Here is a 13,408-nt window from a genome sequence, read left to right as displayed (position 1 = left end):
GGCGCAGGTCACCGCCCCACCGGACGGTCAGCGGGCGATCGGGCCGGCGGTGTGGCCAGTGCAGACGCAGTCCTCGAACAGGCGGGCACACGTCGGGCAACGGCGAGCCAGCGGCGGCGGGAGGGCGGTCATCCGGCATCGCCTGCCTCGATCGCCTCGGTGGTGGCGACGGTGTGCGGGGTGAGGGTGAGCCAGTCGCAGCCGCCGTGCAGGCGGAGGCTCCCGTCCTCCTCCTCTTCCGCAGCGTCGATACCGAAAGGCATCCGCTGGGCGGCGTCGAGGAACGCGCCACGGGCGGCCTCACGGTCTGAGAAGACCCCCAGCACGCTGCCACCTTCGTGGTCCTCGCCCGCCTCTAGCAGCCACACGACCTGCACGGGGGGCGGGCCCCCAGCCCGGTAGGCACGGAGCCGCTCCACCTCGGCGTTCACGCCGTCCTCCTCAGCCTGTAGCCGTCCTCGGCCGCCACCTCGGCGGCGATGTCCGGGCGGTCGGTCAGCAGCCCCCAGCGGAGGCAGGTGTCGAGATGCCCGCACTGCTCACAGCACGTCTGGCAGTCGCAGTCCCTCATCGGGCCGACCCCTTCATCTGGTCGTGGTGGAGCAGGAGGAGGTGCCACTGAGTGGTCGCCGCGTCGATCGCGGCCGTGGCCGCGTGGGCGGCGCAGGCCACCAGAGCGGCAGGCGCGGCACGGACGACGGCCGGCAGGGGCGGGAGGTGCAACGCGTCGTCGGCGGCGGCCTTCGCCACAGCGCCGAGCGTGAGGCAGGCGCTGGCGGACAGGTCGATGACCTCGAAGGGAGTCACGACGCACCGCCCGTTGCGTGGCTGTGGCCGGGGCACCAGACGGCCGGTCGGTCGGCCCACTCGTGCGGAGCGTGGTAGTCGTCGTGCCCGCACTGGCGGTTCGACGGGGCCACCTCGACGTCCTCGACGTCGTACCCGGCGACCTCCCACCGCTCGGCCGCCCGGTTCCACACCACCGACCACACGTTGTGGTCGGTGATCGTGCCGTCGAGGTCGATACCGAGCGGCATGTGGTCCGGGACCGCGTTCAGCGCGTCGGCGATCGCGACGAAGTACGAACGCTCCGTCTGCGGGACGGCAGGCTCCGAGACCAGCCCGGCGGCGATCTCCGGGGACATCAGCAGCCCCGCATCGTCCAGGGCCTGAGCGGCGGTCGTCTGCGGGTCACCCGCGACACCCCGCTCCCACGCCGCACGGATCACACCAGCAGCCGCAGCCACCCGCTTCGCCGCGCTCACGACGCCACCGCCGCAATGCCGTGGCCGGTGAGATCGACCGTCACACCGGCGAAGACCGTCTTCGCCTCCAGCCAGCCACCGCCCGCGTGCCGCTGGAGCGCCACCGCATCGGTGGGCACCTCCAACACCGCCCGCCACGCCTCGAACTCGGCCGGGGAATCGAGCTGAACACGCAGCTGCGCGACCCCCGTCTTGTACACCGTGATGTACGGGACCGGCAGGTCGGCGAACCGCTCGGTGAGGGTCAGCAGCACGCGGGCAACCGCAGTGCGGGACCCAAACGTCGGGGCAGTGAGCGAGGACGGTTCTGCGATGATGGAGGACACGTGTCCCCCTCCTTTCGATCGGTCAAGCGATCGGATGTGGATGGGTGGTGCGAGGGGCTTCGGGACCAGGCACGGTCCGGGGGCCCCGTTTCGTGCGGTCAGGCGGCGCGGCCTACCAGCTCCACCGCAGCGTTCGCGGGGTCGAGTGCCGTGTTGAACCGCGAGTCGGCGGCCTGGCCGGCCCGCTCGTACGCCTCGACTTCGGCTCGCGGAAAGAGGACCTTGCCGCTGAGGCGGAACCCCTTCGGGTAGTTCCGACGGCGAGATCGCGCCGTGTAGATGGCGTTCGTCGTGGTGTGCCACCGCGCGGCGAGTTGCTTGACGGTGAGATAGGGCGATTCATCCACCCGGGTGTCGTTCATCACTTCCCTCGTCTTCGGCCTGTGTGATTGCGGCGATCGCCAAGCGGGCCTGTCGCTCTTGATGGAGGGCTAGAGCTATGCGTCTCAGCACGTCAGGGCTTGGGTCGCCTTGGTCTCGTTCGATCCGTGACAGCCAGGCGGGAGATATGCCGACGAGGCTGGCGAACGCTGTCAGCCCGTATCCACATGCCTCGCGCTGGCCCCGTATCAGGTGTCCCCGCACTCGCACATGGCAAGATTACGCAAGATTCGGCAGGCAAGTCAAGGTAAGAACCGGCAAGGAGCGGCAATATCACGTCGCCGCAGGTCAGCGACCAGATCCCGACTGCCGAGCTCTGCGAGATCTTGCTAGCTTGTTGCGTGTCGTTACGTGTCGTTGCGTGAGAAGAGGCTGGGAGAACATGAACCGCGACCCGGGGGCATGGCAGCGGCTTGGCCGTCTGATGCGTGACGCCCGAGAGCGGGCAGACCACACCCGCAAGGAGTTCGCCGACATCGCCGGCGTATCCGAGAAGGCCGTGTACAACGCCGAGCGAGGAGACGTTCCCCGGAGGCAGCAGCCCCCGACGCTCGTGAAGATCGCGGCCGCCCACGGGTGGAAGCCGGAGAGCATCCAGGCGGTACTCGCCGGAGGAGACCCCGAGCCGTCAGCCCAGCCCGTCACGACGGGTACCGCAAGCGGCCCGTCTCTGACTCAACTCCAGCTCTGCATTTACGAGTTCGGCAGAGCGTGCACAAGTCTCGGTGGAAGCCACAAGGCTCGCGAGCGCTTCGAGGCGGCGGCACAAGAGCTGCTTGAGAGCGTTCCGCAATCCTCCAGAAACGGATTCCAGTCGGGGTACGGACTGGCCGCGTACCGGCCGCACGCTATTGGCGAAGGAGTCCCCGAGGACGACGCTGAGCGCATCCTGCGCGCCATGGACGAGGACTGAGCTGTACAAACCTTTACTTCCATTGCGTAGTGCACTGGTGTACAAAGAGTGTCCACGCGGCGCCTCCCACGCAGTCCGACAGTGGGGGTTGGCATGCCGTACTCGCCGATGAGCGTTCTCGAACAACTCGGGATACCCGTCGTGCGTATTCACCTGAGGGACACCTGGGGTGCCTGGTCCCCCATCCATCGAAAGATCGTCGTCGCGTCCGGCCTCTCCCCCCGCCAAGAGCGCTGCGTACTGGCTCATGAGGCGGAACATGTCCTCGCGAACGACCTCGGCTGCGGTGTAGGGCTCGACGCCGTACACCCGTTGGCCCTCCGCCAAGAGCGGCGCGCCGACCTGGAGGCCGCCCGCAAGCTCATTTCGATATCGGACCTTGCGGCAACTGCGCAGTGGGTTGACGACCTGCGGACCGCCGCTCACGAACTCGACGTCACCGAGCGGATGATGCGTGTACGTCTGCACGATCTCAATGGGGAGGGATGGCCGTGGCCGGTTACATCGAAGATCGCTGGCTGAAGAAGAGGCCCGACAAGGAAACGGGAAAGCGCGAACGGACAGCGCTGTACGGAAAAGGGAAGCGGTACAAGGTCGCTGGCATCTCCGGCGTCCGGGCTCGCTCCTTCGATACCCACGACGACGCGAAGCGGTGGAAAGCGAAGGCCGAACACGAAAGCGCGCAGGGAGAGTTCGTAGATGCCCGCCGAGGGGACATGCTCCTCAAGGACTACGTCGAAGTGCACTGGTGGCCGAGCCGTACAGACGAGCCCTCCACCTTCGGGCCCATGAGGTCACGGATCTGGAGGCACATCATCCCCCTGCTGGGCACGAAGCGGCTGCGCGACATCGACGCCGCGGCGTTGCGTACGTTCAAGGCGGAGCTGCTGACCCGGGTGGAGGGCTCGGCGCCCGTCATCTGGACGCACCTCTCCACGATCCTGGAAGCCGCGGTCGACGATCAGCGGATCGTCCGCAACCCGTGCCGATCCTCCCGGACGGTGAAGGCGCCCAGGCCGCAGCGTGGGAAGGCCAAGGCATGGAGTCAGAAGACAGCGGACGCCGTCCGCGACGCACTGAATGCCCGATACCGGCTAGCTCTCGACCTGACCCTCGGCGCCGGCCTACGGCAGGGTGAAGCGTTCGGCCTCGCCGAGGACGACATCGACTTGGAGAACGGCTTCGTGCACGTGCGGAGGCAACTGCGGTGGGACCACAGGGCGCGCCCCTACTTCTGCTTGCCGAAAGGCGGGAAGACCCGATCCGTGCCGATCCCGCCTCTCCTCGTCTCCAGGATTCGCAGCGCGCTGAAGGAGTTCCCGCCGGTCGAGTGCCGTCTGCCCTGGCGGAACCCGGAGCCCGCGGCGACGCCCCTGGAAGAGAAGCAGCGGAAGCCGGTCACAGTGAGGCTGGTCCTGACGACGACGCACGGTAACCGGATCCACTTCAAGACGTGGAACGAGCGGACGTGGAAGCCGGCCCTCGCCAGGGCCGGGGTCATCTCGATCGTGGGAGAGAAGCTGGAGAAGCCGCGCGGAGGCCGCCAGCGCACGAATCCGGTGTTCGAGCTGTCCCGCACGGACATGTTCCATGTGGGCCGCCACACGTTCGCGTCTGTGCAGTTGCAGGCCGGGGAGTCCCTGGTGACGCTCTCGCAGTGGCTTGGGCATGCCTCGCCGAACATCACCCTCGGCCACTATGCTCACTTCATGCCCGAGGCGGGAGCGCGAGGGCTTCAGGTGATGAACGGCTGGTTCGAGGACGACTTGCCGCCGATTCTCCCTGAGAACTCCCCAGAGCCGAATACGATTGCCTCTTTGACTTCAAAGGCCCAGCTCAGCGGCCCTATCGCGTTCGGGGCGGACATGAGCATCAAGTACAAGGAGACGGCGCGGGGCGGGCTCGCGGTGAATATCATCGAGTGCTGAGGGGCGGGCCCTGAACAGGCTCTTCGACCGGTCGGTACCGATGTGGTGGATCAAGGCTCCGATCCGCGGTGTCCCGGGACAGCGAAGATCGATCGATTGCCACCGAAGTCTGACTGCGAGCGAGGGTTGATGAGCCGCCGAATAACTCAAGGTGCACTGTTCGTGGGCTCGATCGGCGTCCTGATCAACACCGTGGACGCGATCGGGGCGGGGCGCCTGGAGTCGCACCATGCCTTCGCCGCGCTGGTCATGCTCGGTGCGGGCGGCGAGCTGCTCAAAGAGCGGCGGCCCAAGGCTGCGAAGGCACTGTATGCCGTGGCGTCGGTGCTGCTCGTGGTTGTCGGCTCCGTCGCGGGCACCCGGGCATGGGTCTCGCTCCTCAGGGGCACGGCCTATGACTGGCTCGACCTCGTACTCGGGGTGCTGGTCGCGCTTTACGTCGCCGTCGGTGCAGGTCAACTGCTCGCGCGCCGGTCCCGCAGAGCATCGAGGTCCCGCGTGAGGGCCGACACCCTCAGCGAACAGCGCCGGCATCAGTCACGCACCGATTAACAAGAGTTTTGTTAAAGTGGCTGCATGGCCACTCCCTCCGCTCCCGGCGAAGGCCCCGTCCGTCCGGTCTCCGTCTCCCTCCACGAAGGCACGATCGCCGCCCTCAAGGCGCGTACGGGCAAGCGGGGCATGTCCGCCTACGTCGAAGCTCTCATCCAGCGCCAGCTCGAACGGGACCTGCTGCGCGAACTCGTCGAGGACGCCGAAGCCGAACACGGCCCGGTGGACCGGACGGCGGTCGAGGCCAAGCGGGCGATCCTCCGCGGCGACATGGCCGACTCGGCGGACGCGGCGTGAGCGGGACGCTCGTCCTGGACTGTGAGGGGTTGTCCAAACTCGTACGACGCTCTCCTGAAATCACCGAGTGGCTGGCCGCGGCCGAGGCCGAGGACATCCGCGTGGTCACGAGCTCCGTCACACTGGTCGAAGCACGCGACCCGAAGCTCAACCAGGCCCGCTTCGACTACGCCGTCTCCCGCGTGAACATCGTCCCGCCCACTGAGGCCATCGCCCGCCATGCCGGCAAGCTCCTCGCCGCTGCCGGGCTGCACGGCCACAAGTACGCCCTCGACGCCATCGTGGCCGCCACCGCGCTCGCCTCGCCCGCCCCCGTGACCGTACTGACGTCGGACCCCGAGGATCTCCTCATGCTGTGCCGCCCCGGCGTCCGCGTCATCAAGGTCTGACCCCGCGAGGCCGCGCCTCTCGGTCCATCTGATCGCCTCGGCTGCGACACAGACCGCCAAGGCTCCTGCGGGGGCGCGCCCCTCACCCCGCTCACCGGCGAACTCTTGAGAGCCGTTCAAAATCGCGCTGTTCCGCAATCAGTGGGCCCCGCCCGCCAATTACGGAACAGCGGGCGGACCGGTTCCGCGAGATCCAGGAAGGGGCACGCCGGGCGGGCGGAAAGCCGCCGGAATGCGCGGCATTCGGTCGGGCGGACGAACTCAGGTGTTGTTGCGCGGCGACAGCTCGACACCCGCGACATGGGGTGTGTAACCGGCACCGCAGGACGAGTACGAGAAGCCGCTCTGCTTCCACGTACCGTAGGCGAACTTGATTGCTCCGGTGGTGTCGCGCTTGCACTGGCCCACGGCCCGGTAGGAGCCTCCGTTGTGGTGGTCGCATCGGGCGTACGTTCCCGAGCGGTGGTTGATGCCGTAGCTACAGCCGCTGGGATGCGCCTGGGGGCCGGCGGTGGTGGCCGACGCGGCCGACGCGGGGGCCGCGACCCCGAGCGAGAACAGTCCGGCCAGCAGCGCTCCGGCCGCCGGTGCGACAAGGGACCGCTTGAGGGAAGTATTCATCGACATTTCTTTCACCACTCCATCCGCTTTCGGGTCGGTAATGCGATTCGAGACGCTATCCGACACCACCGCGCTCGGCAATGACGCGGCAATACTTGTCCGAATCAGCATCGCGGAAAAACATCGCCCGAAAGGTGCGACCTCATGAAATTTCGGTCACCATCTTCATGGCCCGGGCAGGTAATGACCGGCCTTACGTAATACTCGGCATTACCCGATTCCCCGCTTTACGTAAAGCTCAGCATGACGTGGCCCGGCATGGCGTAATACCCGGCTTTACCCGGACCGCTTCGAGCGCCGGGAGCACACGGGAAATCGCGTGGGAATCGCGGGACGGGCGTCCGGGTCGCCGCGAGCGGCGCGTCACACCGGGCTGCGGCGGATCAGCAGGATCGCGATGTCGTCGTAGCCGGGGTCGGTGAAGCCGTGGGAGACGAGGGTGTCGGCCAGGAACTCCAGCCGGGTCTGCGGATCGCTGTCCTCGGGTCCCGCGGCCCATCGGGCGAACGCCTCGCGTACGGCGTCCACGGCCTCGTCGTACGGGCGGTCGGGGCGGTCGACCAGGCCGTCGGTGTACAGCAGCAGGGTGCCGCCGGGCGGCAGGTTCCCCTGGTGGACCGGGTAGGTGTCGTCGGGGAGGCAGCCCAGCGGGAGCCCGCCCGGGGTGACCACCTCGTGCACCGCGCCGCCCGGCTCCGCCTGGAGCGGGTGGGGATGACCGGCGCGGACGATCCGCAGGTCCCCCGAGTGCGCGGACACATCGACGACGCAGCAGGTGGCGAACCGTTCCGTGTCGAGGCCCCACAGCGTCTGGTTGCCCCGGGACAGCAGACCGTCCGCGCGGAAGCCGTCGGAGGCGTGCGCGCGCAGGGCGGTGCGCAGCTGGCCCATCACCCCGGCGGCCTTCGCGCTGTGCCCCTGGACGTCCCCGATGACCAGCGAGGCACCGCCGTCGGGGCGGGGCAGTACGTCGAACCAGTCGCCGCCGACCTGCATGCCCCCGGCCGCCGGACGGTACCGCGCCGCGATGTCGTAGCCGGGCAGCCGGGGCAGCGAACGGGGCATCATCAGCCGCTGGAGCTCGGTCATCCGCCGCCGGGACATGTCCGAGAGCCGGGCGCGGGCCAGCGTCTGGGTGAGGATGCCGGAGACCGCGGTGGCGACGGTCTGGTCGTCGGAGGTGAACTCACGCGGTTCGGCGTACGAGATCAGACAGGTGCCGACCGTGCCGTCGGCCGAGATCAGCGGCAGGAACACGAACGCCTTGTGCGACTCGGGCGGCCGGATGCGCGGGTCGGGGAACCGGGCCACATAGGCGTCGCGGGAGGACAGGAACAGCGGATGGCCGTCGTGCAGCGCGGCGGCCATCGGGTTGTCCCGGACGGTGCCCATCATCCGCAGCCGGTCACGTATCGGCTGCGAGTAGCCGATCGCGTCCTCCAGCAGCAGCCGTCCCTCGTGCTCGATATGCAGGGCGAGCGCGCGTCCGCCCACCTCCGGCAGCACGATCCGGCCCATCACGTCGATGATGTCCCGGGTGGAGCGGGCGGCGGCGAACGCCCTGGTCACCCGTAGGACGAAGTCACGGCGGGCCTCGCGGCGGCGGCCCCGCTCGCGCTGTTCGGTGTCGTCCCAGGACACCCCGATCATGGCGTCCGGCGTCCCGTCCGGGGCCCGCTCCAGCGCGCCCTTGGCCTCCAGCCAGTGGATGCTCCCGTCGGGCCACACCACCCGGAACGCGGCGTGGTAGACACCGCTCCGCAGCCCCTCGGCCATCGCCTCGTCCAGGGTGGAACGGTCATCGGGGTGGACGGCCTCACGGAAGGTCTCGACCCGTGAGTCGAAGGTGTCCGGTCCGAGTCCGCAGAGCAGCATCTGACGCTCGTCCCAGACGGCCGCGCCGGTCCGGATGTGCCACTCCCAGGAGCCGATGAATCCGCTGGACATCGCCATTTCGAGGCGCGACTGCCGGGAGCGGCGGGACTCGATGCGTTCGGCGGGGTCGAGCAGGGGGCTGCCGGCCGGGAGCCCCGCGCTCTCCAGCGCCATCAGATGGTCCAGATGGTGGGCGCAGAGCGCGGCGACCATCGCCAGATGCTGGTCGTCCTCGGCGGACAGCGGGCGCGGGACGGAGAACATGACGAGCAGCGCGCCGAGGCAGCGGTCGTCCACCAGCAGCGGCGCCGCGACGAACTCGACCAGCTCCGCCGGTGCCCCCGGACCCGCCGGCCCCGGGGCCGGGCTCTCGGCGAGGCTGTGGAGCAGCCTGCGCTCCCGGACCGCGATGGAGACGGCGAACGACGAGTCCGGGGCGATCACCGGATAGCGCTCGACGGTCTCGGCGTCCAGTCCCCGCTGGGCCTCCAGCCGCAGCCAGCCGTCGTCGCTGGCGAGATAGACGGCACCGGTCCGGACCCCGGGCCCCGGGCCCACCGCGTCCAGGGCCGCGCCCACCAGGGCGTCCGCGTCCTGGGCGGCGAGCAGCGCGAGAACGGTCCGCCGCAGACCGGGCACGCCGAGCCCCCCTGCCGGGGCGTCGGCCCCGTCCGGTGTCCGGTCGGTCGCCCGGTCGGCGCGGTCAGCGTTCACGGTCCCCTTGTTCCTCGGGCGCGGTGGACACCGGGTCCGTGGGTGGGCGTCCCCCGGGGCGCCCGTGTCCCGGGACGGCTGTGACTGCCACTCTAGAAAAGAGTGACGGAACCCGCCAAACTTGTACCGGTCGTTAGATATGCCGCGAAGAGGGAGGATTGCCCTGTCGACGTGTCCGCGTCCGCGTCCGTACCGGTACCCGTACTCGTGCTCGTACCCGTACTCGGGTTCGCGGGCGCACGGGAGTGCCGCAGGCGTCGGCAGGCCCTGACCCGCACCGTGCGGGACGGTCGCGGGTCCCGTACGGACCTCACCGGCCCGTACGGACCGCTCAGAAGAACGGGAACCCCGAGGAGGCCACGGTGTCGCTGAAGACCCCAGCCGGTCCCGACGCACACACCCCTGACCCGGACGGAGGACAGGACCCCGTCCCCGTACCGAGCCCGGAGGCGATCGCCGACCTGGTGGCCGACGCGATCACCGCGCCCTCCCTGCACAACGCCCAGCCGTGGCGATTCCGCTACGACCCGGACCGCCGGGTCGTGGAGGTACGGGCCGATCCCGACCGCGGGATCGCGCTGTCCGACCCCGACGGCCGGGCCGCCCACCTGGGGTGCGCCGCCGCGCTCTTCAATCTGCGGGTCGCCGCCGCGCACGCGGGCTGGAAGCCCGTGACCCGGCTGCTGCCCGACCCCGGCGACCCGCTCCTGCTCGCGGAGGTCCGGCTGGACGGCGGACGCGCGCTGTACGACGCGACCCGGCTGCCGTACCGCAAGACGACGGAGACCTACCGCAGGTCCGGTGAGCCCTACGACGGCACGGCCGACGCGTACGACGAGCTGGCCGACCTGTATCCCGCGCTGCGCCGCCGCCGGACCAGCCGGGCGCCCTTCACCGAGGAGCGCATCGACGAGCAGCTGCTCGACACCCTGCGCCGGGCCGCGCTGATCGAGGGCGCGCGGCTGGCGTTCCCGGACGAGTTCCACGGCGAGACGGTCCTGGAGCTGGGACGGGAGGCCGAACGGCGGCAGCTGAGCGACACGGCCCTGCGCGAGGAGCTCGCCGCCTGGACGGGCGACCTCCGTACGCACCCGCCGGACACACCCCCCGACGACGGCGTTCCCTCGGACGCCTTCGGCCCCCGGGCACGCGCGGGGAACGCCCCGGTCCGGGATCTCGACGCGGGGGACGATTCCTCCGGACGGGCGGTGGCGGACTTCGAGCGGTCGCCGCAGCTGGCGCTGCTGGGCACGGCGGGTGACAGCCGGGCCGACTGGCTGCGGGCGGGCCAGGCCCTGGAGCGGGTCCTGCTGGAGGCGACCCTGGACGGCCTGGCCACCTCACTGGCCTCCGAGGCCCTGGAGTGGGACGAGCTGCGCTGGGCGGTACGGGACCCGGCGTCGGCCCTGAGCCATGTCCAGATGGTGATCCGCTTCGGCTACGGCGACCAGCCGGGCCCGGCACTCCGGCGCAGGCCCGTGCAGGAGGTGCTGACGGTCACGGGAGACGGGTGACGCCTCTGAACAAGCGACCTGACACACCGTCACATCGGTTACGGTGTGGCCGAGTTGCCCGGTGACCGAGCGGTGGGCATCGTACGGGCCGGAGGTGGGGTACGACCGGAGCCCTGGAGGGAAGACCCGCGGCCCGGGTTCACCGCTTCGGGTGCCTTGCCCCGGAAGGGGCGGATACGCGTCCCGCCGGGCGGGCACGCTGGGGGCCGGACCGGCGCCGTGCGACCCCGGTCCGGGAGAGGCGAACCGTATGATCCGCGGCATCGATGTGAGTGCCTACCAGTCGTCGTTCGAGACCGACGGACTGGCCTTCGTGTTCGTGAAGGCGACCGAGGGCCGTTCCTACATCAACCCCCGGCAGACCGCCCAGGCCAAACAGGCCCGGGACGCGGGCTGTGTGGTGGGCTTCTACCACTTCCTGTGGCCGGGCAACATCAAGGCGCAGGCGGCGTACTTCGTGGAGGAGTGCGTGTCGAAGGGCCGTGATCTGCTGGCCGTCGACTGGGAGTGGACCGGCGAGAACACCCGGGCCAGCAACGCCGAGAAGGACGCCTTCCTGCGGGAGGTGAAGCGGCTGCGGCCGACCCACCGGGTGCTGCTGTACTGCAACCGGGATTTCTGGCTCAACCACGACGACACGTCGTTCGCCGGGGACGGGCTCTGGATCGCCGATTACACGACCGCGGGGAAACCCCGGATCAAGGCGGACTGGCGGTTCCACCAGTACACGGACCGTCCGCTCGACAAGAACCTCGGCGACTTCTCGTCCGAGTCGGCCCTGCGGAGCTGGGCGAACAGCGCCTGACGGATGCGCCGGCACGGTGACCGGCGGGAGCCGTTGCGGTTCAAGGCACCGCTCATGGTGACGCCTTGAACCCCAACGGTCCCCGGCACGGGACCCGGGGCCGCACCCTCAGGGGAAGTACCGCGCGGCCTTCTCCAGGACGTGCCCCGTGAACATCCCGCCGTACATGGGCCGTCCCTGGTAGACGGTGACCCGGGCGGACCCCGGGGCGAGTACCTCCACCGTGATCGGGCGGCCGATCACGGTCGCCCCGAGCAGCCGGGCGTCCGCCGCCGCCCAGTTCACCGCCTCCGGCTGGACACTGCCGCTGATCAGGGCCGGCAGGACCGACGCCGCGTTGCGGGCACCGGCCACACCGGTGCGGACACTTCTCGCGAACGCCATCGCCCACTCGGTGAATCCCGCGAGGGAACGGGCGTCGACCTCGGGGACCGCCGCGGCGAGGACGAACAGCTCGGCCTTGGTGCCCATCCAGCGCGCCTTGCGGTCCGACCGGCTGCCGAGTACGACCTGGTGATCGCCCCAGGTGGCCTTGGTCACCGAACATCCGTCGGCCCTCAGCCGCCCGCGGACGGCCTCCAGATACGCGGTGGCCTCGTCGGCCGACGGCGCGCTGTTCATGGGTTGCTGGGTCATACGTGGAACCTCCATCACCGTCCCGGTGCGGGAACGCCCGCCGGTACGCCGGAGTCCGTTTGCACGGGTGCCCGACTCGCGTATGACGAGAGGGAGTTGACGTACGGTTCCCGCCGGTGGACGGGTCCGGCCGTACCGCCGGGGCCACGGCCGGATCCGGCCATGGCCCCGGAAGCCGATCCGGCGGAACCTGGAAGCCGACCTGACCGGAGCCCGGAAACCACTTGAGCCGGACCCCGGGGCCCGCGTCGCGGCGGTCCGGCTCAGCGGCCCGGACCCCGCCACACGCCCCGCCCGCCGCCACGCCACCCGGACGGCGAGCGCGCCCCTACGGTTCGCGGTGGGCGCGGAAGGCCGCCGGACGTTCCGGGGACGCCTCGGCCAGGGCCCGGGTCACGGCGTCGGCGCCCTCGCGCAGCCCGTAGACCGGGGTGTCCGGCTGCTGGCGCCAGGACTCGTCGAGCCCGCCCGCGTCGACCGTGTCGAAGCCGATCGCGTCGATGAGTTCCCGGACGGTCCGCTTGGCGGCCTCGTCGTCACCGGCCACGGGGACGGCGAGCCGGTCGGGGGCGCCCGCGGGGCGGGGCCGGGCGACGATGTCCTCGGCGTAGGTGCCGTTGAACGCCTTGACGACGGGGTGGCCGACATGGCGTTCCACCCAGCGGCTCTCGGGGAGCCCGTTCTCGATCTCCTCGATGAACCCGTCGCGCTGCGGGTAGTAGTTGTTCGTGTCGATGACGGCGAAGCCGTCGGCCGCTCCGGCGAACAGGCCGGCGGGCAGGTCCGGTACCGCCTTCAGCGGGATCGTGACGACGACGACCTGTGCGTCGCGCACCACGTCCGCGACGGTCGCCGGGGTGGCCCCGGTCTCCTCGGCGAGATCCTTCAGGGTGTGCGGGCCGCGGGAGTTGGCCACGGAGACGGTGTGGCCGACGGCCGTCAGCCGCCGGGTGAGGTTGCCGCCGATCTGTCCCGCGCCGATGATGCCGATCTTCATATGGAGCCCTTCCGGATCGGTGACCGACCGCCGTCGCGCCCGGTCGTTACGGAGGCAACCTCCGTTTCACCGTCCGCTATTCCACGGCCCGGGGCGAGATCCCGCCATTCCTGGCACCCGGCCGCCGATGGCACTGCCCATCCATACGACGCCGCCCGCCGATACGACAAGGCCCGGCGTCCGACCGGTAGGGGT

The 13,408-nt window shown here is 70.1% G+C and carries 19 protein-coding genes; 8 read left to right on the top strand and 11 right to left on the bottom strand.

The features are described 5' to 3' along the window. Positions 1–128: 128 nt before the first annotated feature. From AB852_RS28720 to AB852_RS41690, 7 genes are all read right to left on the bottom strand, one after another. Entirely contained in the window at positions 129–431 is a 303-nt protein-coding gene (locus AB852_RS28720; protein WP_079184999.1) for a hypothetical protein, read from the bottom strand. Next, positions 428–571: a hypothetical protein gene (locus tag AB852_RS39960; RefSeq protein WP_178391140.1), complete on the bottom strand. Its 144-nt coding sequence runs from the start codon at positions 569–571 to the stop codon at positions 428–430. The genes AB852_RS28720 and AB852_RS39960 overlap by 4 nt, the downstream gene beginning before the upstream one ends. After that, entirely contained in the window at positions 568–807 is a 240-nt protein-coding gene (locus tag AB852_RS28715) for a hypothetical protein (protein ID WP_073793141.1), read from the bottom strand. The genes AB852_RS39960 and AB852_RS28715 overlap by 4 nt, the downstream gene beginning before the upstream one ends. After that, positions 804–1,265, bottom strand: coding sequence for a hypothetical protein (locus tag AB852_RS28710; protein WP_143201296.1), 462 nt, complete (start codon positions 1,263–1,265; stop codon positions 804–806). Before AB852_RS28710 ends, AB852_RS28715 begins: the two co-directional genes overlap by 4 nt. After that, positions 1,262–1,591 carry a hypothetical protein gene (locus AB852_RS28705; protein WP_218623289.1) on the bottom strand — a complete coding sequence of 110 codons (330 nt, stop codon included), beginning with the start codon at positions 1,589–1,591 and terminating at the stop codon, positions 1,262–1,264. The genes AB852_RS28710 and AB852_RS28705 overlap by 4 nt, the downstream gene beginning before the upstream one ends. Positions 1,592–1,689: 98 nt before the next feature. After that, complete coding sequence (locus AB852_RS28700) at positions 1,690–1,953, bottom strand: hypothetical protein (RefSeq protein ID WP_073793138.1); 264 nt, start codon at positions 1,951–1,953, stop codon at positions 1,690–1,692. Further along, complete coding sequence (locus AB852_RS41690; protein ID WP_073793137.1) at positions 1,931–2,176, bottom strand: helix-turn-helix domain-containing protein; 246 nt, start codon at positions 2,174–2,176, stop codon at positions 1,931–1,933. Before AB852_RS41690 ends, AB852_RS28700 begins: the two co-directional genes overlap by 23 nt. 178 nt (positions 2,177–2,354) lie before the next feature. Between AB852_RS41690 and AB852_RS28690 the strand changes: the two genes are divergently transcribed. The 6 genes from AB852_RS28690 to AB852_RS28665 all read left to right on the top strand — a co-directional run bounded on the left by AB852_RS28690 (position 2,355) and on the right by AB852_RS28665 (position 6,051). Continuing rightward, positions 2,355–2,885: a helix-turn-helix transcriptional regulator gene (locus AB852_RS28690; protein ID WP_073793136.1), complete on the top strand. Its 531-nt coding sequence runs from the start codon at positions 2,355–2,357 to the stop codon at positions 2,883–2,885. 108 nt (positions 2,886–2,993) lie between these two features. Further along, positions 2,994–3,407 (top strand): ImmA/IrrE family metallo-endopeptidase, encoded by a 414-nt coding sequence (locus tag AB852_RS28685; protein ID WP_178391139.1) that lies wholly within the window; start codon positions 2,994–2,996, stop codon positions 3,405–3,407. Then, positions 3,377–4,813, top strand: coding sequence for a tyrosine-type recombinase/integrase (locus AB852_RS28680; protein WP_073793407.1), 1,437 nt, complete (start codon positions 3,377–3,379; stop codon positions 4,811–4,813). The genes AB852_RS28685 and AB852_RS28680 overlap by 31 nt, the downstream gene beginning before the upstream one ends. Before the next feature lie 162 nt (positions 4,814–4,975). Then, on the top strand, positions 4,976–5,365 hold the full coding sequence (locus AB852_RS28675) for a hypothetical protein (RefSeq protein WP_073793134.1): 390 nt from the start codon (positions 4,976–4,978) through the stop codon (positions 5,363–5,365). Between the two features lie 24 nt (positions 5,366–5,389). After that, entirely contained in the window at positions 5,390–5,662 is a 273-nt protein-coding gene (locus AB852_RS28670) for a hypothetical protein (protein ID WP_073793133.1), read from the top strand. After that, positions 5,659–6,051 carry a type II toxin-antitoxin system VapC family toxin gene (locus AB852_RS28665; protein WP_073793132.1) on the top strand — a complete coding sequence of 131 codons (393 nt, stop codon included), beginning with the start codon at positions 5,659–5,661 and terminating at the stop codon, positions 6,049–6,051. Before AB852_RS28670 ends, AB852_RS28665 begins: the two co-directional genes overlap by 4 nt. A 261-nt stretch (positions 6,052–6,312) precedes the next feature. Here the strand turns inward: AB852_RS28665 and AB852_RS28660 are convergent, their stop codons facing one another. Then, on the bottom strand, positions 6,313–6,672 hold the full coding sequence (locus tag AB852_RS28660) for a hypothetical protein (protein WP_245876961.1): 360 nt from the start codon (positions 6,670–6,672) through the stop codon (positions 6,313–6,315). Between the two features lie 363 nt (positions 6,673–7,035). After that, on the bottom strand, positions 7,036–9,261 hold the full coding sequence (locus AB852_RS28655; RefSeq protein ID WP_073793130.1) for a SpoIIE family protein phosphatase: 2,226 nt from the start codon (positions 9,259–9,261) through the stop codon (positions 7,036–7,038). 452 nt (positions 9,262–9,713) lie between these two features. Between AB852_RS28655 and AB852_RS28650 the strand changes: the two genes are divergently transcribed. Beyond that, positions 9,714–10,775 carry a nitroreductase family protein gene (locus tag AB852_RS28650; RefSeq protein ID WP_073793406.1) on the top strand — a complete coding sequence of 354 codons (1,062 nt, stop codon included), beginning with the start codon at positions 9,714–9,716 and terminating at the stop codon, positions 10,773–10,775. Between the two features lie 250 nt (positions 10,776–11,025). Next, entirely contained in the window at positions 11,026–11,580 is a 555-nt protein-coding gene (locus tag AB852_RS28645) for a GH25 family lysozyme (RefSeq protein WP_073793129.1), read from the top strand. Positions 11,581–11,688: 108 nt separating this feature from the next. On the opposite strand, the gene AB852_RS28640 is transcribed toward AB852_RS28645, so the two are convergent. Both AB852_RS28640 and AB852_RS28635 read right to left on the bottom strand, forming a co-directional pair. Continuing rightward, positions 11,689–12,216, bottom strand: coding sequence for a hypothetical protein (locus AB852_RS28640; RefSeq protein ID WP_073793128.1), 528 nt, complete (start codon positions 12,214–12,216; stop codon positions 11,689–11,691). A gap of 328 nt (positions 12,217–12,544) precedes the next feature. Further along, on the bottom strand, positions 12,545–13,213 hold the full coding sequence (locus AB852_RS28635; protein ID WP_073793127.1) for an NADPH-dependent F420 reductase: 669 nt from the start codon (positions 13,211–13,213) through the stop codon (positions 12,545–12,547). Positions 13,214–13,408: the final 195 nt, after the last annotated feature.

Origin of the sequence: Streptomyces uncialis (genome assembly GCF_001905345.1) — a bacterium.
GTDB classification, from domain to species: Bacteria; Actinomycetota; Actinomycetes; order Streptomycetales; family Streptomycetaceae; genus Streptomyces; species Streptomyces uncialis.
The sequence above is the reverse complement of the archived record's forward strand: the minus strand, read 5'-3'. Positions and strand labels throughout refer to the sequence as shown.